Source organism: Shewanella fodinae, from assembly GCF_014651955.1.
Lineage (GTDB): Bacteria > Pseudomonadota > Gammaproteobacteria > Enterobacterales > Shewanellaceae > Shewanella > Shewanella fodinae.
Map to the genome: position 1 here is coordinate 147,504 of NZ_BMXW01000006.1, position 22,569 is coordinate 170,072.

21 protein-coding genes are annotated in these 22,569 nt (G+C 49.6%); 5 read left to right on the forward strand and 16 right to left on the reverse strand.

What is annotated here, in order from left to right:
* Positions 1 to 711: 711 nt before the first annotated feature.
* Both rlmF and IE064_RS07695 read right to left on the reverse strand, forming a co-directional pair.
* The gene (rlmF, locus tag IE064_RS07690; RefSeq protein WP_189617330.1) at positions 712 to 1,677 is read right to left on the reverse strand and encodes a 23S rRNA (adenine(1618)-N(6))-methyltransferase RlmF; all 966 of its coding nucleotides are present in this window, start codon (positions 1,675 to 1,677) and stop codon (positions 712 to 714) included.
* A 3-nt stretch (positions 1,678 to 1,680) separates the two neighbouring features.
* Positions 1,681 to 2,103: a flagellar basal body-associated protein FliL gene (locus IE064_RS07695; RefSeq protein WP_189617331.1), complete on the reverse strand. Its 423-nt coding sequence runs from the start codon at positions 2,101 to 2,103 to the stop codon at positions 1,681 to 1,683.
* A 99-nt stretch (positions 2,104 to 2,202) separates the two neighbouring features.
* Here IE064_RS07695 and IE064_RS07700 point away from each other — a divergent pair, with 99 nt between their 5' ends.
* Complete coding sequence (locus IE064_RS07700; protein WP_189617332.1) at positions 2,203 to 2,751, forward strand: chorismate--pyruvate lyase family protein; 549 nt, start codon at positions 2,203 to 2,205, stop codon at positions 2,749 to 2,751.
* Here IE064_RS07700 and IE064_RS07705 read toward each other — a convergent pair.
* From IE064_RS07705 to IE064_RS07715, 3 genes are all read right to left on the reverse strand, one after another.
* Entirely contained in the window at positions 2,729 to 5,551 is a 2,823-nt protein-coding gene (locus IE064_RS07705; RefSeq protein WP_189617333.1) for an immune inhibitor A domain-containing protein, read from the reverse strand. The genes IE064_RS07700 and IE064_RS07705 overlap by 23 nt on opposite strands.
* A complete protein-coding gene (locus IE064_RS07710) occupies positions 5,548 to 5,856 on the reverse strand; it encodes a hypothetical protein (RefSeq protein ID WP_189617334.1) in 309 nt (102 codons plus the stop codon). The genes IE064_RS07705 and IE064_RS07710 overlap by 4 nt, the downstream gene beginning before the upstream one ends.
* A gap of 140 nt (positions 5,857 to 5,996) precedes the next feature.
* Complete coding sequence (locus tag IE064_RS07715; RefSeq protein WP_133038237.1) at positions 5,997 to 6,590, reverse strand: YhgN family NAAT transporter; 594 nt, start codon at positions 6,588 to 6,590, stop codon at positions 5,997 to 5,999.
* Positions 6,591 to 6,760: 170 nt separating this feature from the next.
* On the opposite strand from IE064_RS07715, the gene IE064_RS07720 reads away from it, so the two are divergent.
* Both IE064_RS07720 and IE064_RS07725 read left to right on the forward strand, forming a co-directional pair.
* A complete protein-coding gene (locus IE064_RS07720) occupies positions 6,761 to 8,302 on the forward strand; it encodes a metal transporter (protein WP_189617335.1) in 1,542 nt (513 codons plus the stop codon).
* Positions 8,303 to 8,353: 51 nt separating this feature from the next.
* On the forward strand, positions 8,354 to 9,118 hold the full coding sequence (locus IE064_RS07725; RefSeq protein WP_189617336.1) for an NRDE family protein: 765 nt from the start codon (positions 8,354 to 8,356) through the stop codon (positions 9,116 to 9,118).
* On the opposite strand, the gene IE064_RS07730 is transcribed toward IE064_RS07725, so the two are convergent.
* From IE064_RS07730 to IE064_RS07780, 11 genes are all read right to left on the reverse strand, one after another.
* Entirely contained in the window at positions 9,115 to 9,540 is a 426-nt protein-coding gene (locus IE064_RS07730; protein WP_189617337.1) for a YybH family protein, read from the reverse strand. The two genes, IE064_RS07725 and IE064_RS07730, sit on opposite strands and share 4 nt — an antisense overlap.
* A 93-nt stretch (positions 9,541 to 9,633) precedes the next feature.
* Positions 9,634 to 10,905: a mechanosensitive ion channel family protein gene (locus IE064_RS07735; protein ID WP_189617338.1), complete on the reverse strand. Its 1,272-nt coding sequence runs from the start codon at positions 10,903 to 10,905 to the stop codon at positions 9,634 to 9,636.
* Between the two features lie 109 nt (positions 10,906 to 11,014).
* Positions 11,015 to 11,446, reverse strand: a complete 432-nt coding sequence (locus IE064_RS07740) for a hypothetical protein (RefSeq protein WP_189617339.1) — start codon at positions 11,444 to 11,446, stop codon at positions 11,015 to 11,017.
* A gap of 168 nt (positions 11,447 to 11,614) precedes the next feature.
* Positions 11,615 to 12,475 (reverse strand): bifunctional DNA-formamidopyrimidine glycosylase/DNA-(apurinic or apyrimidinic site) lyase, encoded by an 861-nt coding sequence (gene mutM, locus IE064_RS07745; protein ID WP_189617340.1) that lies wholly within the window; start codon positions 12,473 to 12,475, stop codon positions 11,615 to 11,617.
* Positions 12,476 to 12,504: 29 nt separating this feature from the next.
* Positions 12,505 to 12,960 (reverse strand): hypothetical protein, encoded by a 456-nt coding sequence (locus IE064_RS07750; RefSeq protein ID WP_133038244.1) that lies wholly within the window; start codon positions 12,958 to 12,960, stop codon positions 12,505 to 12,507.
* A 48-nt stretch (positions 12,961 to 13,008) separates the two neighbouring features.
* The gene (gene moaA / locus IE064_RS07755; RefSeq protein ID WP_189617341.1) at positions 13,009 to 13,992 is read right to left on the reverse strand and encodes a GTP 3',8-cyclase MoaA; all 984 of its coding nucleotides are present in this window, start codon (positions 13,990 to 13,992) and stop codon (positions 13,009 to 13,011) included.
* A 9-nt stretch (positions 13,993 to 14,001) separates the two neighbouring features.
* The gene (locus IE064_RS07760; protein ID WP_189617342.1) at positions 14,002 to 15,801 is read right to left on the reverse strand and encodes a bifunctional molybdopterin-guanine dinucleotide biosynthesis adaptor protein MobB/molybdopterin molybdotransferase MoeA; all 1,800 of its coding nucleotides are present in this window, start codon (positions 15,799 to 15,801) and stop codon (positions 14,002 to 14,004) included.
* A gap of 10 nt (positions 15,802 to 15,811) precedes the next feature.
* On the reverse strand, positions 15,812 to 16,405 hold the full coding sequence (mobA, locus tag IE064_RS07765; protein ID WP_189617343.1) for a molybdenum cofactor guanylyltransferase MobA: 594 nt from the start codon (positions 16,403 to 16,405) through the stop codon (positions 15,812 to 15,814).
* Positions 16,389 to 17,093 carry an energy-coupling factor ABC transporter ATP-binding protein gene (locus tag IE064_RS07770; protein WP_189617344.1) on the reverse strand — a complete coding sequence of 235 codons (705 nt, stop codon included), beginning with the start codon at positions 17,091 to 17,093 and terminating at the stop codon, positions 16,389 to 16,391. The genes mobA and IE064_RS07770 overlap by 17 nt, the downstream gene beginning before the upstream one ends.
* A gap of 8 nt (positions 17,094 to 17,101) precedes the next feature.
* A complete protein-coding gene (locus tag IE064_RS07775; RefSeq protein ID WP_189617345.1) occupies positions 17,102 to 17,809 on the reverse strand; it encodes an ABC transporter permease in 708 nt (235 codons plus the stop codon).
* Positions 17,806 to 18,624, reverse strand: coding sequence for an ABC transporter substrate-binding protein (locus IE064_RS07780; RefSeq protein ID WP_189617346.1), 819 nt, complete (start codon positions 18,622 to 18,624; stop codon positions 17,806 to 17,808). The genes IE064_RS07775 and IE064_RS07780 overlap by 4 nt, the downstream gene beginning before the upstream one ends.
* 278 nt (positions 18,625 to 18,902) lie before the next feature.
* Here IE064_RS07780 and IE064_RS07785 point away from each other — a divergent pair, with 278 nt between their 5' ends.
* Both IE064_RS07785 and IE064_RS07790 read left to right on the forward strand, forming a co-directional pair.
* On the forward strand, positions 18,903 to 20,285 hold the full coding sequence (locus tag IE064_RS07785; RefSeq protein ID WP_133038251.1) for a sigma-54-dependent transcriptional regulator: 1,383 nt from the start codon (positions 18,903 to 18,905) through the stop codon (positions 20,283 to 20,285).
* Positions 20,286 to 22,418, forward strand: coding sequence for a sensor histidine kinase (locus tag IE064_RS07790; RefSeq protein ID WP_133038252.1), 2,133 nt, complete (start codon positions 20,286 to 20,288; stop codon positions 22,416 to 22,418).
* Positions 22,419 to 22,569 lie beyond the last annotated feature (151 nt).

Sequence of the window (22,569 nt, forward strand, 5' to 3'; positions counted from 1 at the left end):
AGTTGAGTGGGTTCATTTGTGAAGCGAAACTCAAATTCATGACATATTCTGTCATTTCTATTCGTTGCTCCCTTGAAAGTGTTTTGCCACAACCTAATTTTCTTTGGTGGCAACAACCAACCCCTATCTTCTGGTTTAAGGATGGTGACCAATATTTGATACCGCTATATCATAATGAAAAGTATTTTTTTTGTATTTAAAACTGTGTACGATTTCAGAAAGTAAAGTTTTTTGAGATTAAGATATTTTGTGAGAGTTTATGTTAAGAAATTTAGTGTTGACAACGGCTTCTTTGCTTTGTGGATGCAGTAGCTTTGTATATAATCCACACTATAACGGACCAGTGATAATTTCTCCCAAGCAAAAATGTAATATAACAGCAGAAACCGTTAGCGACCCTTCGTTGCAAGCAGTCAAAGACACTATTTGTTACCGTAAGCCCCACAAACCTTTATTGATCAAACCATTGCACGATCGGTAACTACCACCCTAGCTGGCTGTAGTGATCTACGCACGAGAAGTCACTCTCGGTAACTAAGAAAGGTGAGATTTAAGTATTCATAACGCCGAAAGAGCAAAATATATTCAATTAAAATCAATTGGTATTATCAAGTTATTCGCGCATTGATAACTTGTTCGCCCCCTTTAAGTACTTAAGTAAAAAAGCGTGAATATACTGAAAGAAAAAATCTGCGGCTGACGTTTCACTAATCAGGTTTTAAATTTGCGCCAGGTCTGACGGGTGTTTTCGTCAAGAAAACTCCAAGCCAAGATCCGGGTTTGTTTGTTGCCCTGTACCATTTTCAGCGTGCGTACTGCTTGTGCCTGTTGTTGCGTCAGCCACCGATAACACTGTGGTAAATTTTCGGCTTTAGAGACTAAAGAGCTAAACCACAGCACTTGCGCGCCATAGTGTTTACTTTCGCTGATCATCCGCTGTAAAAATCCGGCTTCACCACCGTCGCACCAGAGTTCATTGGCGCGGCCAGCAAAATTCAGCTGTGGCTGTTTGGCAGGCTTGCCACGGTTGGCCGCCAGATTGCGCACCTTGCGTAGGCTGCCTTGTTGCGCTTCGGCAGCAGAGCGGTGAAAAGGCGGGTTACACAGGGTGACATCAAAATATTCACCCGGCTGAATGATATTGGCAAACATATGCTGCGGCTGTGATTGTTGGCGTAGGCTGACAAGCGCGGCGATACGGGGATTGGCATTAAGCACGGATTGCAGATGCTGTAATGCCTTGGCATCAATATCACTACCAACAAAACGCCAGCCATAAATGGCAGTGCCCAGCAACGGATAGATGCCATTCGCGCCAGTGCCGATATCCAGCGCAGTGATTTGAGTACCTTTGGGAATAGCGCCACCTTCGGCCAACAGATCCGCCAGATGGTGCAGGTAATCTTCGCGTCCTGGCACCGGCGGACACAAATAACCGTCTGGTAGGCTCCAGTCACAGATCTGATAATGCTGTTTGAGTAATGCGGCATTCAGGGCTTTTACCGCCGCAGGCTCGCTGAAATTAATCGACAGTTGACCGTATTGGGTGGTCAGCAGGTGGCGTTTCAAAGGTGGGAATTGCTGCGCTAACGCCGTAAAATCATAGCCTTGGCGATGACGGTTACGAGGGTGCAACCCTTTATCCCGTCTTAGCTGCGGGATTTTTGCCTCCGCCATGGCTTAGTCGTACAGATAACGGGTAAACAGCAGGTTGACTACCAGCTCTTTGCCGGTTTCTTGCTGCAGCAAACGATTGACCGTTTGGTAGCATTCCTTACGGATCTCTTCCCTGCCAGTTAACGACTTAATTTTATCTTCGGTCTGGTTACCAAGGATCTCCACAATGGCCGCCCGCAGCAATGGATCATGGTGCTGGATTGCCAGTAAATCCTGCTGATCCTTTACCATTAACTCCACGCTGATCCGCACAAATCCTAGCTTTTTGCGGTTGGAGATATAATTGGTCACTATCTCTGGCTCAAAGCCGTAGTATGCATAGTTATCTTCAGTTACCGCTGGTTTTTCTTTTTCAGCATCGGCTGCCTGAGCCGGAAGCCAACTGCCCACCAGTGTCAACAATATGAGTAATAGTAATTTTTGCATGTATTCGCACCACCCTGTCGGCAACTGAAATGTCTACGGTTTAGCATCAGCAGTCCCCGTGTTAGACTCCGTGAGTCTTTCTATTGTATCGGCTATCTGATGAATCTGACTAGTCCTGGCTTTCCTTTTGGCGATATTATCAAGTGGTCTGCTGAGCCACCACATTCATTTTCAGCGCAGCCGTTAGCCGCATGGCTTACGGCTGATGGCAGTCTTACCCAGCGCCTACGCCAATGTTGTCAGCAGTTTGAAGTCACGCTGTTAGGCGAGGTGGTAGCTACACCACTGCCCGGAGAGTGGCCGGGAACAGAAGACAAGTTATGGATCAGAGAAGTGCTGCTATGTCTGGATAATCGACCGTTAGTGTATGCCCGCACCTTGGCACCGTCATCGCTGACCCAGTTACAACACCGTGGGCAAAAACCACTGGGCGAACTGTTATTCACCGACAATAACTTCATCCCGGGGCATATGGAATGGGGACAAGCACCCATAACGGGCAAAATCCAGCAGCTAGCGGCCACCTTAGGACAAACGTCTGCTAACACCATTTGGGGTCGTCGCCGCTATTTCCATTATCGTCAACAGCGGCTGCTAGTGGCCGAATTTTTCCTGCCGGAAGCGGTTAGCCGACTGCCGCCACTCTGAAACTTAGTTTACGTCGTCCCAATGCCGCCAGTAACAGCCCCAAGAGACACCAACTGCCGAGACTGCCACCACCGCCAGAGCTACTGGTACTGTCGGTGGTTATTGGCGCAGTGACCGTGACAGTGTTAGTCGCACTGGCGCTGGCGTTGCTGCCATCGGTGACAGTCAAGGTCACACTGTAACTGCCGCTACTACGGTAAGTATGCGAGGGGGAAGTCAGACTGCTGCTGTCACCGTCGCCAAAATTCCAGCGGTAACTGAGTGTACCACTGCCACCGCTACTCTGGTTGCTAAACTGCGCGGTTAAACCGTTGACGGTGCTACTGAATGCAGCAGCAAGCGTCGCATTCAGCGTCACCTGTTTTGTTGTCGTTGCGGTCTGCGCCTGAGCATCAGTTACCGTTAATGTCACACTGTAACTGCCTGCCGCAGTATAGGTATGCTGTGGGTTCTGCTGCGTGCTGGTAGTGCCATCACCAAAATTCCACAAATAGCTGTATGGTGCGGTCCCGCCACTGGTACTCGCGCTGAAACTGACTTGCAACCCTTGTTGCGCCGTCGCAAAACTGGTTGCCAAATCAGAGGCAACCACGGAGTCATCCATGGCCAGTCTGACAGTAGCCTGACTGGAATCCAGTTCCTGAGAAACCACTTCCAGCGTAAATCCTAATGCCGGCAGTTTAATACCTGCCTGCGGCATGCTTGGCGCACTGTAATCGTCCCGGTCATCAAAAATACTGGTCGCCGTACGGTAGTTATCACCGGGATAGTAACTCTGGTTGTAGAGGCTGAAGGCCGCATCATGGATTTGTACTAATGTTGGCTGCCCGCTCACCAGATGCTGGTCCGCATCCACCACACCAATAAACACCTTGCCGGGATGATCGCCAACATTGTTGTCATCGACATCCTGATCTCGCAGCCATACCAAAACCCCCGGATCATACCCCGCCTGTTCCAAGCCGCGGTCAATCCCGGCATAGCTGCGCAGCTGTACCAGATAACTGCGCCCGGTCCCTGGACGACTAGCCCCGGTACGGATAAAACTGCTGAGCGTCATGTTGGCATTTAATTGCTCAGCATCATCGGCAAATACTATGTTGGCTCCCGCCATGAGCTGAATGTTGTCAACCTGAATGCCATCGCCACCCAATGCTTCATCGGTTTTATATACCAGGCTGATCTGTTTGTTGTTTCCCGCATAAGCACTCAGATCAAAACTCAAGGTAACCCAGCCGTTATTGTCTGCCGCAGCTAATGTCGACGAATCCCCGGTAATGATATTGCGAGCATTGTTAACGGTGTTAGTGCTGACGGTGTAATTCCCAGCAACCGCTACACCATCCACCAACAACTGGGCGTAATCATAATATTGCTCAGTATCCCAGCGGGCTTTCATCGTTAGTGTTAGCGGGCTGCTGGAGGGCAACTGTACATTGAACGACATCGCATGATTAAGTTGATTGCCGCTACCAGAATAATATTGATAATCACCGGCATAGGGTGCAGTAATGGCAACCTCACCAGGCGGCAGCGTGATTTCCAATTGGTTAAGACTATTGCTGTCAGTTGCCTGATTGAGCACAACATCCGTACCATCAGCTGTCAGCGCTGTATAAGCAATAGTTTGCATATTCAGCCAGCGCCCTTTATAACGCTGCTGCAGAAAATCCCGCGCATAAGGACTAAATCCTGTGGGCGCCGAGCCCGCTGGTGCGCCGGTCCAGCTACCATTTGACATCAACGACCAGTAGCCTACCGGTTCACCATCTCCACTGTTGTCAGTGTTATATTCGTCTGGCAGACCTAGATCGTGGCCGAATTCATGCACACATACACCAACAGCCGAATCAATGGGCTGAATGGTGTAACCAAACACACGTTTGGATGTGCCAGGGATCAACTGACCGTAACTGCCAGGCACAAAATACCGATGCGACCAGATGGCATCATCACCCAGCACTCCGCCGCCAGCTTCTTCACCAATACTGGAATGAAACACCATCACATGGTCAATAATGCCGTCGGGTTCATTCAGATTACCGTCGCCGTCGATGTCATAGGGGTCTTCCACGTCGTATTGCGCCAGCTCCGCAGCAGACATATTGGCGGCCGCCAAAGCCACGGCTTCTTCGACCAGCTCGGTAGCACGGATATCGCTGTCGTTGTTATCGGGATCGTTGGCACCGTAATAGGCGGCATTATGGCTAGCGGTATACCAGCCTTTAACATCACCCGTAAAATAAAAACTGTTACCTGATGCCGCCTGATAATACTGGTATGCCGACTGCAGATTTTGCCCAGAAGGACCGCTAAACCCGCTATTGGAGAACAATAGACCCTGGTAATGGGATGCCGGATAGCTACTGTAATACATTTCGCTATCGGCAGACGTTAACCGATTGTTATCGTAGGGAAGATCTGGAAAATCAATCAGTACCGCCAATACTTTTACTGTCTTGGTAACACTAGCATCCGCAGCAGACACCCGCTGTAACTTCGACAAGGTTGTGAGACCTTGACTTCGTTGATACGCCGCCTTCAGCAACTGCCGATTGTGATTCAATTTCTGCAGTTGTTCTTTAGATAATTTACCGCCTTGCAGATAATCCGCTAAAAGCTGTTGCTGCTGTTCCAAGGACGCATTTGGCGATAACTCACCACGCTTTTTCATCCAGTAAAGAATCTGGTCTTGATTGGCAATCGCGGGATCCCGAGGCGCCGGAGCCGCAGCGACAATACAACTGGTACTGAACAAAACCGCGCTGATGATCAGTGAAAGCAGATGTCCACGATTCATGCTTTAGGCTCCTTTTTACACTTGCTGTAGGCCTGTTGCCGTTGGCGAATGTAGTTATTGAGAATCTGTTGCTGTTGTTGCTCACTCATTGCTGGCGTAAGCACTCCTTTGTCTAACAACATCTGGCGAATTTGAGTACGATTGATATGGGGCGCGCCGCTGCCACAGGGAGTTAATGGCTCGGGGGCTGGCGCGGCAGCTGGTGCTTGTGTGCTCTCGGTCGTGGCTGGTGGCGACTGGCAGGCACTCGCCCCCATTAACACCAGTACCGCCGGCAGACTGAACATGAGATAACGATTGACCACAGCACCCCCCTATAACAACTCAGGAACATTACATTAACTGTAGACAACCTTTCGAGACAAGCAGTTCAGCAACAAAGCAGTTTAATTGTTCAGGATTAATTCAGCCGGGATAAAACCCGGCTGATCGTGTAGCAAAGAGACTAACTGACTGTAGACAGATAACGCGCAACGCCATCTAAAAACATTTGCACGGAAATCATAACCAGTACCATTCCCATCAGACGCTCAACCGCGGTAAGCCCCTTGTCACCGAGGAGCTGATTAAAGAGTTTGTAAAATAACAGAATCACCGCACTTGCCGCCCAGGCAGATACCAACGCCACGGTCCACTGCAGCATTTTGCTGCTGTCGGTATGCGCCAATAGGATCAAGGCGGCCAGAATTGATGGCCCGGCCATTAATGGTATCGCCATCGGCACAATGAATGGTTCTTCGCCAGCAGCCAAGCCCACAACGCCACCGGGTTGCGGGAAGATCATGCGAATAGCGATCAGAAACAGAATGATACCACCAGCGATACTGACGCTTTCAGAGCGCAAATTAAGGAAACTCAGGATCGCTTCACCGGCATAGAGGAACATCAGCATGATAATTAGCGCAAACACCAGCTCTCGGATCAGCACCTGGCGGCGTTTTTTGGGTTCAATATGCCGCAAAATAGACGCGAATACCGGCAGGTTGCCCAGCGGATCCATAATAAGAAACAGCATCACGGCAGCAGACAGCATATCCATGGTTTGTCGGCCCGGAAAATTCAACAAGGTGGCATATTGTATAGGTTTTCTCGCAGAATTTCGGCACTATTTAGTGGGATATTTTTCGCTATTCTCCGCTGAATTACCTGCTGCCCATTTACAACACACTTGCTATACTATAACGCTTTTCAATTTCATTAACGGTACCCATGTTATACCTTGTCGCCAGCTGCATCGCCCTATTGCTCGGGCCGGTTTTCTATCGTTGGTTAGCATCAGGCAATGGTCTGCATAAAGGGCTGGACGGCTTTATTTTTGTGTCGCTCGGTGGTCTGGTGTTGGTACATATCCTACCGGAACTGTTGGAGCATGGCGGCCTGCTGGCATTGGTGTTTGTGGTGCTAGGGCTGTGGGGGCCGTCGGCCAGCGAGAAGCTGTTTCACCGTTATTCCGAACTCACCCATAATGTCACGTTGGTACTTGGCATCATCGGTTTACTGCTGCACACAGTTACCGATGGCGGCGCTATGGTGTTGGCGCAGCAGGACAGCAATTACAGCTTGCTGGCGTTGGGAGTGATTCTGCACCGTTTGCCAGTAGGGCTAGCCATCTGGTGGCTGTTAAAACCCCATGCCGGAGCTAAATGGGCCTGGACGGTGTTAGTGCTGATGATGCTACTGACCACTGTGGGTTATGTTGCCGGAGAACAGTTGCTGCAACATCTGAGTCTAGATAACACTGTGTATCTGCAGGCATTTGTTACCGGTTCAATTCTGCATGTTGTATTACATCAGCCGCATGGCAATGAAAACAGCCTGAATGGTCGCCATGAGTTGTATGCTGGGTTTGGCAGTCTGCTGGGACTGGGGTTATTGGCAGTATTAATGTTGATGGATTCAGGAGAACATGCCCATGAAGCACATACGCATGATTCTTTGCAACTATTTGATTGGCTACTGATGCTCGCCCCAGCGCTGTTATTGGCCCATGCCTTAGCTGCTGGCCGTTATGCACTGGGGCTACGCCCAGATAACCCACAACCATGGTCACAGTGGATGCAACGTCTTGCGGGACCAGAGGTTCTGTTGTTGACACTGCTATTGCTGGGGCCGCTATACGCCCTGATGCAGTTGTTTTCCTGCCTGTTAATCGGTGGGCTACTCACCCTCTTGCAAGCTAGACCCGTTAATAGTCAACCGCAACCAGGCACCAATGCTGTCGAGTTTGGCTTTAGCTATGGCATTGATCATAGTGCGCCGTGGATACTTTTGAGTTTGCTGTTAGCCAACCTCATTGGTCATCCGTCAGTGCCATTGAACCATGACTGGATCCAGGTGGCCGTATTAGTGCTGATCTTTATTCCTATGCAGTTCAGTCCCCTTGGTAGCACAGTACTTGCGGCTACGCTGGCGTATAGCGGCTGGAATCCGCCTGCATTGGTGTTGAGTCTGTGTGCCGCCCAATTGTTGAATATCAGCCAATTGAGAGTGTTATCATGGTTCCAGAAGTCTGCGACATTAATACTGCTACTTCTGCTTGTTGCATTGGCAGGCTGCTGGCAGCCACAATGGCAGCAACTGTTGCCACACTGGTCCGCGATCAGTACCGTCTCGTTGGCAGTTCTAGCCTTGCTATTTGCCATCAGTTTGTTGCGACAGGGCCCTAGGCGCTTCCTCAAGGCATTGAAACCACAAACACTTTCTGCACCGACGGCAGTACACCATCACGGCCACGCCGAACATCACCATTGAGTTCGGTAACCTGTTGCGTAGCCACAGCATTCGACACTCAGGGAGGATAGTATGTGCATACTGTTTATAACGCTGCAGCAGCATCCAGATTACCCTCTTATTCTGTGCGCTAACCGTGATGAGTACCATCACCGGCCAACCGCAGCCGCGCACTTTTGGGCAACAACGCCGCAAATACTGGCCGGTAAGGATCTGAACGCTGGGGGAAGTTGGCTCGGCGTGAACCGTCGCGGATATTTAGCCGCTGTTACCAATATCCGTGCGCCGCAGTTACTACGGGATGACCGCCGAAGCCGAGGAGAATTGGTGATAAAAGCGCTGCAATCACCAATGAATATCGATTGGCTGCAACAACATCGGCAAGATTACAACCCGTTTAATCTGGTTTTTGGCTCTGCCTCAGCGCTGTTCTGTTGCAACAGTCTCAGTGGCACAGTACAACCTCTGACGGCAGGTTTTCATGCCATCAGTAACGGCGCACTGGATGACATCTGGCCCAAAATGGCAAAAGGGACACATGCACTACGGCAGTTGATACGCGCCGCACCATCGCTGGATACTGAGGCGTTATTAACGCTGATGCAAGACGATGCAGAAGCGGATGTGACACAGTTACCGGCAACTGGCATTGAAGCTGAATGGGAGCGTAAACTTTCGGCAATTTTTATTCGCCACCCCCACTATGGCACACGCAGCACCACTTTATTAATGCAAAACCGTGCCGGAGTGATGCAGTTCATGGAAGTACGCTATGACAGTGAGGGCCGCGAGTTTGGTCGTGACCAGTTTCAGTTTATGTCAGAACTGCCGTATTAAGAGGTGTGATCGTGCACTATCACCCATTTATCATCGTGCTTCTCTACCAACAGTGTAAACACGCCTGAGGTCAGTCGGTCGGGTTGTTGCAAACGCCACTCCCCAGCGACCAACGCCGCATAATTGCTTAGCATATGAATATCAATGGCTTTGAGCTGCAGTTTTCCCATGGTTTTCTGATCTGGGTAATTCTCTTCATAGGCTTTCAGCATATTGTCCCAGCCGTAAACAAAGCCGCCACCCGAGACAAAGCGCAGTTTCTCATCATGCCAGTAGCCCTGCATGTAACTTTGGATATCCCCTTGATTCCAAGTCTGTTGTTGATGTTGCAGCAACGCCATAACATCATCTGTCGGTACCGCCTGCACCAGCAGACTGCAACATAAACTGCCGCAGAGCAGTAGTGTCCGTAGTAAATTCATGCGATATCCTTATCCTTCAATAAGTTGGTGATAACTATTGTGCCAGTCATGACGTTACCACCAACGCAATCACCAAGGCAAACTGCTTGGCCTTCACTGCTCCGCCATATCCACACGCCGTAAGCTGCGAATATCGTTCCCCGTTGGAGCTTGGAAGGCTCGCAAGTCGAACTGCGGTAAAATAGCAAAGATATGGTCAAAAATATCAGACTGGATCTCTTCGTAATTTACCCAGCGGGTATCGTTAGTGAAGATGTACAGCTCTAGAGGCAATCCTTCGGTCGTAGGCGCTAACTGCCGTACCATTAAGGTCATCTCCTGATGAACTTTTTCATGGTGCCGTAAAAATTCCACCAGATAAGCCCGGAAGGTTCCCACATTAGTCAAACGTCGGCCATTCACTGGCATATCCATATCCGAAATTTTGGCATTGGATTCACCCAGTTCATGGATTTTTTTCGGCAGATACTCTTTAAGATAATTGATTTTTGCCAGCCGTTTACGATCTTCTTCCGTCAGAAAACGGATGGAATTGATATCAATATTGACGGAGCGTTTGATACGGCGGCCGCCAGATTCCGACATACCGCGCCAGTTACGGAATGCATCTGAAACCAGAGCATAAGCAGGGATCATCGTGATGGTTTTATCCCAGTTACGCACTTTGACGGTGGTCAGAGACACTTCTTCCACCGAGCCATCGGCACCGTATTTATCCATCTGAATCCAGTCACCAGGACTGACCATGCGGTTAGCCGCCAGCTGAATGCCCGCCACAAAACCGAGAATAGTGTCCTTAAACACCAACATCACCAGACCGGTGGCGACACCCAAGCCACTGAGGAAGTACACCGGTGACTGGTCCGCAAGCACCGAGACACTGACAATTAAAGCCACGAAGAACAGGAATAACTTACATAACTGGACAAAGCTTTTAATCGGCAATCGGCGACTGATGAGCTTGACGTCTGCCACCTCGTTGACAGCGTCCAATGCGGCATATACAGCACGCACCATCACCACCACCAGCCAGACACTCAATAATTTGTCGACCAAAGCACTGGCCAGTTTATGTTCGGTTAATGCGACTGGAACCAAGAAATTGAGCACCATAGCCGGCACCAACAGCGACAGTTTTTCCAGTACCCGATGCCGCAGAAATATATCGTCCCAAGTAGCTTTGGAGCGAACGATCATCAGATTCATCGCCCGCACCACACCTCGGCGAATAACAATGTAAGCAACCGCGGCCAATATCAGGCTGCTCAGGATCAATATAGCGGTGGCCAGCCAACCGGAAGGTTCACTGTTAATGCCAAATTTTGCCAGCCAATCCGTCAACACAACGCGAAAATCTGTTTCCAAATCTGTTCTCTCCAACCAACTTATAGTTCCGACCACCGTCGGCGCACGCTAGCGTAACATACCGTTTCGTATGCTGGTTTAACAGTTGTTGAATAACAGTTTGGAAATTTTATTGGGATGAAAATGAAAGGGTAACATCATCGGCAGCGGGCTGTTCAAAATGCACCAGAGCATCTGCGGGAAATCCGCCAACTTGTAACAATCCGTCTTCTTGCCAGGCTAATGCCAGTTGCTCGTGACGTCCTTTAACTACCATCAGCGCCGGATAACGGTCGCCAGAGATCTTGTCCACCAATCCCAGATAACTGTACCACTGATGCGAATGTCCGGTATTGCAATTAGAAAAACTCACTTCTGCTAGCCATAATTGCTGTGGTGATTCTGCTAGCTGTAACGGTAACACTTGGCAAAATTCATCGGCCGCACGTGTTTCGGCAAAACCCACGAGATAAAAAAACAGATATCCGGCCAGTAAGCAACCCACAACCATGCTACCAAGACGCACGCCGTAACTGGCAACAACCTTGATGCGCGCCGCCACAACTCCTCCTTACATCATTAACAGGAAGAAATCAGGCTAACGGTATTTATTAGTTAAGTAAATCCAAATAATGTCACTAACTGTCTAGCAATTGTTGCCAAAAATTTAATAATGTCGGCAATCGATTGAATTAACGCTAATAACTGCGGTGCCGACAATAAGGAATTGCTAATCTGTTGACCGGTTTTTCGGCTTGCTGACGGCTTTACTCGCTTTGGCGGGTTGGCAAGTTGGACAAAATACCGTGCTACGTTGTCCGAGACGAATTTCTGATAGCAGGCTCCCGCAATGTAGACAAGGTTGACCACCACGGCCGTAAACCAGTAACTTCTGCGCAAAATAGCCCGGTTTGCCATCTGCATTAACAAAATCTTTGAGAGTCGTGCCCCCTTGCTCAATAGCTTGAGCCAGAATAGCCTTAATCTCAGCGACCAGCACTAATAGTTGCTCAACAGTTACCCGCTCACCTGCTGTCTGCGGGTGGATCCCTGCCGCAAACAACGCTTCATTCGCGTAAATATTGCCAACACCAACCACAATGGCATTGTCCATCAGACACAGCTTCATCGCCTTACTTTTACCGTTGAGCGCCTGTTGCAGGTATTGCGGATTGAAAGCCTCGGTCAACGGCTCCGGCCCCAGCTTTGACAACAGAGGATGGGCCTGCTCCGGTAACTCACACCACAACCAGGCGCCAAAACGGCGTGGATCGTTAAACCGGAGGACACAGCCATTCGCCAATTCCAGATCGATATGGTCATGCTTCGCTGGTGGTGTAGCACGCGTAAGAATACGTAAACTACCAGACATTCCCAGATGCACTATGGTGGTGCCAGCATCGGTATCAAGCAACAGATATTTGGCACGACGTCGCACCGCGCGAATGGTTTGCCCAACAATCTGCCCGGCAACCTCTGGCACCGGCCAACGTAAGTTAGCATTACGAACCACCAACCGGCGTACAGTTTGCCCTACCAACCAAGGTTCAATACCGCGGCGGGTTACCTCAACTTCGGGTAATTCTGGCATAAAGGGAATGTCTCTCGATTTAACTAAGATCAACGCTCAGCATTAAGTAGCGGCACCAGTGAAGCTCGTTGACTAGGCGGGATCTGGTACCAATTACCGGCCGCCGATTTCAACAGTCCAGTGTCAACAAATAGTAACCAGATTTGCGCTTCACGATCGGTTAATTGCAACAACAGTTCCTGAGGTTTAGCCGAGGCGTCCAATTGAGGCTCATCTAGCAGTGGTGACACACGAATATGCAGCCAACTGTCAACCCATTGCTTGCAGTTCAGGACTTTATCATCACACTGCCATTCATCTCTGGCATTACGAGTCATCCATACACCTGAAAGCTGCAATTGCGCTAACCGCGCCTGCTTATCAAATAACGGCACAGTTTCTTTGGGGGTATCATGGGTGTGCTTATTCAGCATCGTCAACAACCCTATCATCACCACCGATGCAATAATAAGGATGTTATTCCACTGTCTGCGGGTCAGCGCCATAATTGATATTCTCGGCCAATACCACCTCAGTCTATCACTGGCGGAACCTCAGCCACCAGTGGCATTCATGAAACGTAGGATTTGCGGACTATCAGGCTGATCAAAATGATGTGAGCGCGGCTTGCGTTGCAAAGACTCAGTAATGGTTTGCTGCAACAGTCCAATATCATCCGGGTACTCACGCAAGACTTGTTTCAGGTCCACCGAGTTTTCATTCCCCAGACACAGCAGCAAGCGGCCGTCGGCAGTCACTCGCACGCGGTTACATTCATGGCAGAAATTGTGACTATGAGGAGAGATAAAACCGATATGGATATCACTGTCAGGCATCTGGAAATAACGGCAGGGGCCACCAGTACGACGGTTAGACAGCGTTAACGGATAATGCTGCTCAATTACCCGCTGCACATCGTCACTGGACATATAACGAGGTGATTCCCTTTCGACTATCTGTCCTAGCGGCATCTCTTCAATAAAAGCAATATCCAGCCCCCGACCACGGCAAAACTCCACCAGCGCCAGAATTTCATCTTCATTGCGCTGTTTAAGGATTACCGCATTCACCTTTATCCGCTCAAAACCGGCGTCAATGGCAGCATCGATTCCTGCCACCACGCGTTCTAGCTTACCAATACGCGTTAGCGCCTGAAACCGTACAGGATTAAGTGTGTCCAGACTGATATTGAGTCGTGACAAACCGGCGGCTTTCAGCGTAGGAGCCAACTTGGTTAGATGTGAACCGTTAGTGGTCATCGACAGCTCCCGCAATCCAGGCAACTGATGTAAACGTGCCACCAATTGCGTAACATCGCGGCGCATCAACGGTTCACCACCGGTCAGGCGGATCTTGGTCACCCCCATCTCGGTGAACGCCTGGCACACATGCGCCATTTCTTCTAGCGACAACACCTGATGCTTGGGCAAAAAGCGGGGATTATCGCCCATACAATAAACACAACGGAAGTCGCACCTGTCAGTTACCGATAACCGCAGGTATTCAACCTTGCGGGAAAAACCATCGCTGAGGTTCATAACCATACCTCACAGCAGCGCGCCAAATGGCAGAATGTATAAGGGCTGTCCAGCAGCAACACGTTCATCCTGATCGCCTATTACCGCCAAGCAGTTGCCCTTCACCATAGAGCTTAACATGCCCGATCCCTGCGAGCCGGTGGATGTCACATGCAGTTGACCATCAGCGCCGATACGGGCAATTGCCCGGCTAAATTCTGTGCGCCCCTGACGGCTTTTGAAGGTTTCATCGGCAATGGCGGGCAGTAATTGCGGTTGCCAGTCGAGCTCGCCTGCCAGTTTACGCAGAGCTGGCTGCACAAATAGCAGAAAGACCACCATCGTCGCCACAGGATTCCCCGGCAAGCCAAAGAACAAGGCATCGTTGACCTTGCCAAAAGCTAACGGCCTACCAGGCCGCATATTGATGCGCCAGAAATGCACTTCGCCAATAGCCGCCAGTACCTTTTTGATGTAATCAGCATTACCGACCGATACGCCACCGGAGCTGATCACAACGTCAGCCTTGGCGGCTGCACCTGCCAGTGCGGCAGTCAGCGCAGCTTCTGAATCTTCGATAATGCCAAGATCGATAACGTCACACCCCAACCGTTTTGCCATCGCTTTGATAGTGAAACGATTAGAATCATAGATACAATTCGGTTTTAGTTCAGTGCCCGGTTGGCAGACCTCATCACCCGATGAAAAAACGGCAACTACCGGACGGCGCACGGCACTGATTTGCGCAAACCCTAAAGACGCTAATAAGCCTTGCTCCGCCGCACCAAGACGACTACCTGCGGCTAAAGCAACCGCACCTTTAGCAATGTCTTCACCAGCCAAGCGGACATTTTGCCCGGCCTTGAGTTTGCCAGAGAAACGCACATATCCATCGGCTTCGTCCGCCAGCTCTCGTGGCTGCACCGCATTGGCCCCTGTTGGCAATGGCGCGCCCGTCATAATTCGCACCGTTTCACCAATTTGCAGTTGCGCATCGTAGCTGTGCCCAGCCAACACTTCACCTTTCACCTCAAAGGCTTCTGGCAACGGTTCGCGGTGGACAAAGGCATAGCCATCCATCGCGGAATTAGTCTGCTGAGGGACATCTACGGGCGATACCGCATCACAAGCCAAGATACGGTTGTCGCTATCATCCAGCATCAATGTTTCTGTAGCACTGATAGGTTGCACTTGCGCTAGGATCTTATCGATCCCCTGGCGCACAGACAGATTGTCGCCATCGCCAGTTTCACCGGCATCAAGCGGCAGCGGTTTTACTACGGGGTGCGACGGCCGCCAGTTAGCGGCATATTGCAGAACAAAATCCGCAATCTGCTCAATGTTGTTGATATCCAGCCGCAGAATTTGCGCGGGTAACTGGGTTTCGTCACAACAGGCAACCGCCAGAATATTAGGGTCTTCGGTATAGATAAAAGGTTTACCCAGCGCCGCCCGATGTAATTCAATTTTTGGTAACGCCAGCTTTTTGAAACCTTCAACCAACACCAAATCGGCTTTATCGGCTTCCAACTGTTGCAGCAAATGCACCAGATCTGGATCCGTTTCTTGTGGATCCTCGGTCATCAAAGCCCAGCGTACGTGGGAGGCCACTAGCATTTGTCGGGCTCCGGCTTTGCGCATTTCATAACTGTCTTTGCCGGGAATATCCACATCGAAATTGTGATGCGCATGTTTGAGCACGGCCAACCGCAACCCTCGTTGTTTCAAGACGGGGATCAATTGCTTCAGCAGGGTGGTCTTGCCAGTGCCACTATAGGCACAAAACCCCAATACTGGAATTGACAACGGGTTGTGAAAAACAGTGCTCATAGGAACCTCTTTAAGCTTTTGATATCACTGCGGCCAATTGCTGTTTCTGTTCTTGAGTGTTGACATTCACAAACGCATTGGGTTGATCAGCAAATGATACTCTGGCGACTTTAAAATCTTCAAACCAGCTTTCTACTCGACGCTGGCCACTCTCCAAGTAAGTCTTTAATGATTGCCGTAGTTTCGGCTTCAACAATAACACCACCGAATGATCGCGTTCACCATCGGTTGCCACCGCTAAGTCAGCATCTTCCGCCAGAAGTTGCTGCTGCATGCGTTGCGCTAAATCCAGTGGTAACAATGGACAATCACAAGGCACCACCAACATCAGCTCGGTCTGACATTCCGCCAGGCCACTGTAGATACCCGCCAGCGGTCCAAGAAAACCTTGCAACTGATCAGCAAAGACCTCAAAACCGAAAGCAGCATACCTTTCCTGATTTTTATTAGCGTTGATCCGTATCTTATTTACTTGATTTCTAAGTCGGTCAATCACATGCACAATCATGGGTTTATCCAAGAGCTCGATCAGCCCCTTATCTTCGCCCCCCATGCGTCTTGCCAGCCCACCGGCAAGAATCATTGCTTCAATCTGCTGCGACATGATGTCTGTTCAACTCCGCCTGTGTCCCCGAATATAATTGAGTAGTCGTAATCCGCTGCGACTTAATTTGCCAACGTTCATTGCATAATTGAATTAACTCAGAGTCCTGGTGACTACTTATCAACAGCCCGGTGTGTTGATGTTTTAATTCGCCGATCATCTGACAAACCAACTGTTGCGATACCTGATCCATATTGGAGATAGGTTCATCCAGCATCAGTAATGATGGTTTCAACAACCACACTCGAGCCAGCGCCAATCGCTGCCGTTCACCTCCAGATAAAGTGGAGGCATTGGCTTTCAGTAAATTATCCAGTTTCGCCAGTTCGATGGCAGAGGTCATACGTTGACGCTGTTCAGCCTCACTCAGCCTACTGTAGCGCTGAACCAGCTGCAAATTGTAGCTGACATTACCTTCAAACAGATAGGGATGTTGATGCAGATACAAGGCTTTACCAAGCAAGGAATCTTTACGCCACCAAGATGCCTTAGCGAAACCTTCAGCCACAATAGCGCCACGGGTTGGCCGTAACAACCCGGCCAATAACTTCATTAACGTGGTTTTACCACTGCCATTATCTCCACTAAGGTAGATAACGTCATTTTGGCTAAAACACAGATGTTCGGCGGTGAACAGCTGACGTTCACCAAAGCGCATCTCGATATCACTGGCAATAAGTCTGCACATATGACGTCCTAATGGCTTCGTGGCTGAGCCGCACCACGCAAGGCTCCCAGCATAAAATTCAGGATCAGTGACAAAATCAGTAACACCAGCCCCAAGGCAATCGCCTGCGCAAAGTCACCTTTGCTGGTTTCCAGGGCAATAGCCGTAGGGATATTGCGGGTTACCTCGGCAATGTTACCGCCCACCATCATGGAACAACCCACTTCTGTCACAATGCGAGAGAACGCAGCGATGACGGCCATCAACAGCGGCACCCGCAGCTCACGACAAATCACCCACACCGCGCCTAACCAGCTGGCCCCCAAGGTGCGGCAGGTCTCCCAGGCACGCCGATCAACACTGGTGAAAGCGGCATGGCTCATGGCCACCAGCACAGGTGCACAGATCATCATCTGCCCCACAATCATCCCTTTTTGGGTGAACAGCCAGTGCAGATCGCCAAAGGCACCATTGCGGGTAAGCAGCAGATATACCAGCAAACCAATCACCACCGTGGGTACTGACTGTAATGTCTGCACCAGATTAATAGCAATCCAATGACCACGAAAATGGCTGAATGCTAGTATAAATCCGATGATTAATGAGGGGACAAGGGTGATAAGCAGTGCCGCGAACGACACGGAAAAAGACACTGAGATGATCGACCAGACTTCAGGGTCCAGACTAAACAGCAGGCCAAAGGCCTGCTGTATCAGGGCTAACCAGCCTTCTGTCATTTGTGATAAGTGGCTTTAAACAGCTGCTGTCCTTGCACTTTAAAGTCATTGATCAATTGCTGACCTTTATCACTGATGAGCCAGTCACTGAATGCACGGGCACCTTTATGGTTCAAATCTGGATATTTTTTAGCGTTGATCAGAATAACCTGATAAGGGTTAGCCAGTGTTTTACCGCCGTCAAAATCGATCTGCAGATCCAATTTGCCTTCATAAGCGATGTAAGTGCCACGATCCGACAGAGTATATCCCTGCATTTCGTTAGCCATCAGCAGTGTCTTACCCATGCCTTGGCCTACCGATTTATATCCGGCAAAATCAGGTTTCACGTCAGCCGCTTTCCAGATCAACAGTTCTTTCTTGTTGGTACCTGAATCGTCACCGCGAGAGATAAAAGGAACACCTGACTTGGCGATTTTTGTGAAAGCTTCTTCGGCAGATTTGCTGTCGCGGATTTTAGCAGGGTCATTTTTCGGACCGAGCACCACAAAATCGTTTTCCATAATGCCGCGAGGCTCAACACCAAAGCCATCGTTAACAAATTTAGCTTCAGCATTTGGCGCATGGGTCATCACCAGATCCACATCGCCCTGAGAACCGAGTTTCAGCGCCTTACCGGTACCAGTGGCAATCACCTGTACTTTGTAACCGGTATCAGCTTCAAACTTAGGCAGCAAATACCCCAGCAAGCCTGAGTTTTCAGTGCTGGTGGTAGTTGCGAGTTTGATGATTTTTGTATCCTGGGCATAAGCGGAGATATTAAACAGCATCCCAGCAGCAACAACGAACCCCAACAGTTGTTTCATTTTCAGCATGATTGCTCCTTGATAATACGGAACGGATTTCCATTCATAGCGGGAAACCTTGTCCATTTTTTATTTCGGCCAAATATAGCAATTTAGATGCCACTACCAATTTTGGGCAAAATGCGTACAAGAGGGTAGTTTCATGTGAGCCAAATCACAAGCTTATTAAAAACCATCCAGACATTTTGTCACACACAAGTTTTTACATGGCCCATACTGACCAATTTATGCAACATCAATGATAGAATGCTAGGCTAATGAGTCAAAATGTCTTGCCGAATAAGTCTATGAGCCAAATTGATCCGCCACTAAAGCCACTACCGTCTGCGGTATCGGTATTGATCGTTGATGATGAACCGGGAATGCGGAGTTTTCTCAGTAAAGCACTGACCAAAAAATTCGCCCTCGTTGAAACAGCCGCCAGCATTGAAGAGGCGGAACAATTGCGCAGTCGCTGCCATTTTGATCTGCTAATAGTCGACATTCGGCTGCCGGGACGTTCCGGTATCGAATGGCGCGAAGCATTAGATGATCAGGAACGCCGCTCCGATATTATTTTCATGACCGGTTATGCCGATATGGATGTGGCAATTCAGGCACTGCGTGCTGGTGCGTCAGATTTTATCCTCAAGCCGTTCCATCTGGACCAGATGATGCAGTCAGTGGATCGCTGTATCGAACGGCGACTGCTGAAACGCGAAAATTTGATGCTACGCCGCGAGGTGTCAGCAGGTTATTCCTCTTCAATTATCGGCAACAGCGATGCCATGAAAGAGGTGAAACGCATCATTGAGCGCGTGGCACCAACCAATTCGGTGATCCTCATAGAAGGGGAGTCAGGCACAGGCAAAGAGTTGGTCGCGCGTCAGTTACATCTACTCAGTGGCCGCCAAGGGCCGTTCGTGCCAGTAAACTGTGGTGCCATTGCGCCGGAGCTGTTGGAAAGCGAATTGTTTGGTCACACCGCAGGTTCTTTTACTGGCGCCAAAGGGAACCGTGAAGGTCTATTCAGTTTTGCCTCCGGTGGCACCATTTTTCTCGATGAAATCGGCGAGATGCCGCTGAAGATGCAAACATCGTTGCTGCGGGTATTAGAGCAGAAATCCATCCGCCCCGTCGGCAGCGAAAAAGAGGTGGCTATCGATGTCAGAGTCATTGCTGCTACTAACCGTAAACTGGCTGAAGAAGTGGAAGCGGGTGGGTTCCGTCGCGATCTGTTTTATCGGCTGAATGTGCTCAATATTGTGATCCCGCCGCTGCGTAGCCGTCCTGAAGATGTGGTGGAACTGACCCATCATTTTACCCGTCAACTGGGCGCAGAACTGGGGGTACGCGAAGTCGTATGGAGCCATGAAGATCTGCTGAAACTGCAGCAATATTCTTGGCCCGGCAATATCCGCGAACTGCGCAACATGATTGAACGTTGCCTGCTGCTGGGTAAACCACCGGCAGAATACTGGAAAGAATTACCCAAAATGGAACAACCGGTACAAACCGGCTACCCGCTGGATTGGCCATTAAAAGATGTGGAACGCGATCATGTCACGGCGGTAGTTGATGCTCACGGTGGCAACAAATCGGCAGCGGCAAGAATTCTTGGTGTATCGCGTAAGACGTTGGATCGTAAATATAAAGAGTGGTTTGATACCGACCCGGATGCGGAGGATTAAGTGTCGCTGTTTCAGCGGTTTTTCGGCCTTACTTGGCGGCAGATGCAAGCCAAGGTGCGTTATCGCATTTTAATCCTGACACTGTTGCCTATCTTGCTGACACTGGTGAGTCTGGTATTTATCACGATTTACTGGAATATCAGCTACACAGGCAAGCAGCTGTTTATGAAGGTCAAAGCCGATCTTACGGTAGCCATAAACACGCTGTCATCGGTACAGGATCATCAAGAAAAGCAGCTGGAAAGAGTCATGCACTCTTATGAATTCCAGACCGGTTTTCGCGCTATCGAAAACGGCAATAATGCACAACTGGACGCGATTCATGAGTTTTTGCAGCAACAGCAGAAACTACTTAACCTGGATTTCCTGCGCTTAGTGAGCATTGATAACGTGGCTGGAGACCCGCAATTACGGCAGATGTTGCCCAGAGTGATAGGACATCAGGCTTACTCTGGGTTGATGGTACTCGGGGATTCCGAACTCACCCGCATAGACAGTCATCTGGCACAACGCGCACATATCCCAATCGTTGCGACGCCAAGAGCACAAGTACCTAAAAACGCAGAAGAAACAAGAGGCTTGTTAAGCCGCAGCTTATTACCTGTACCCGATGCACAAGGGCATGTTGGCTGGTATCTGGACGGTGGAACACTGATCAACGGTGATACCCGCATTGTCGATCATATCCGCGATTTAGTGTATGACAAAGGCACACTGCCGGATCACTCCATAGGCACAGTCACCATTTTCCTCAACAACATCCGTATCAGTACCAATGTGCCGCTGAATATCGGCCCAGGGCATGACCGAATGCAGGGCCGAGCACTCGGAACACTAGTGTCTGAAGAAGTACGGCAAAAGGTGTTGGATCAAGGCAAACTGTGGATTGACCGCGCCTTTGTCTATAACGACTGGTTCATTTCGGCCTATGCGCCACTTGAGGATATCCGGGGTAAACGCATCGGGATGATTTACAGCGGTTTTTCCGAAGCCCCGTTTATCCATAATTACCTGCTAAACATAATTGAGCTGGGCACCATACTGATGCTGGTATTGCTGGTTTCTGGCATGCTGGTTTATCGCGGCGCTTACAGTTTGTTGCAACCCATTGAACGTATTCATCATGTTGTCAACGCGGTGCAATCAGGTCGCAATATGCGTATTGGCGCGCTGGGACTGGATCGCGACAACGAACTGGCGAATCTGGCAGAACAGTTTGATCGGATGCTGGATCTGTTACAACACCGCAATGCGCAAATCCAGGCAGCTGCTGAGCAGTTGGAGATGAAAGTCGAAGAACGCACCCGCAGCTTGCAGGAGAAAACCGAAGAACTCCAGAAAAACGTTAAGCTGCTGAATGAAACCCGCCATCAATTGGTCACTAACGAAAAGCTTACAGCGCTAGGGGAACTGACTGCCGGTATTGCCCATGAAATCAATAACCCTACCGCAGTCATCCTCGGCAATATGGAGTTGTTACGTTACGAACTGGGTGATAATGCCAGTAGCGTGCAAGAAGAAATAGACCTAATTATTCAGCAGGTTGGCCGCATTAGTACCATTATTCGCAGCCTACTGCAATACAGCCGTCCCGGCGAATTCAATGCGCCATTAGAGATCCAACAGTTAACACCGATCATTGAAGAGATGCAGTTGCTGGTACGTCATTCCCTCGGAAAACAAGAAGTCGTGTTATTACCAGAGCTACACGCCAGTTATCCGGTAGAGGTTAACCGACCACAATTGTTGCAGGTGTTGATCAACATGGTGATGAATGCAGCACATGCGATGGATGGTAAAGGACGGATCTGGCTGCGCGCCTATGACTGGGTGGTACAAGGTGAACCTATCGGTGCCAGAATTGAAATTGAAGACGAAGGCCGTGGCATTCCCGCCGATCAGATTGGTCGCATCTTTGATCCGTTTTACACCACCCGTAAGGATGGTACTGGCTTGGGCTTATCGCTAAGTTACGGCATCATCAACCGTATAGGTGGCACGATTGATGTCCGTTCAATCGTTGGTAAAGGAACGTTATTTACCATTAGTTTGCACCACCGCGCCAAAGAGCCATTCAACCCACCTTACGACAATTTGTTCGGACAAGCCGACGATAGCAGTGCTTCATCCTAGCAAAAGATAAAAAAAGACCGGGTTATTAACCCGGCCACAAAGAGTGTGTGAGCAATGTCGTGCTTTGCAAACTCAGGAACACCATAATTCGAAGTCATTACCACAAAACTTGTCATTAAGGATGAGTTTTGGAACGCACATTAATAGTAAT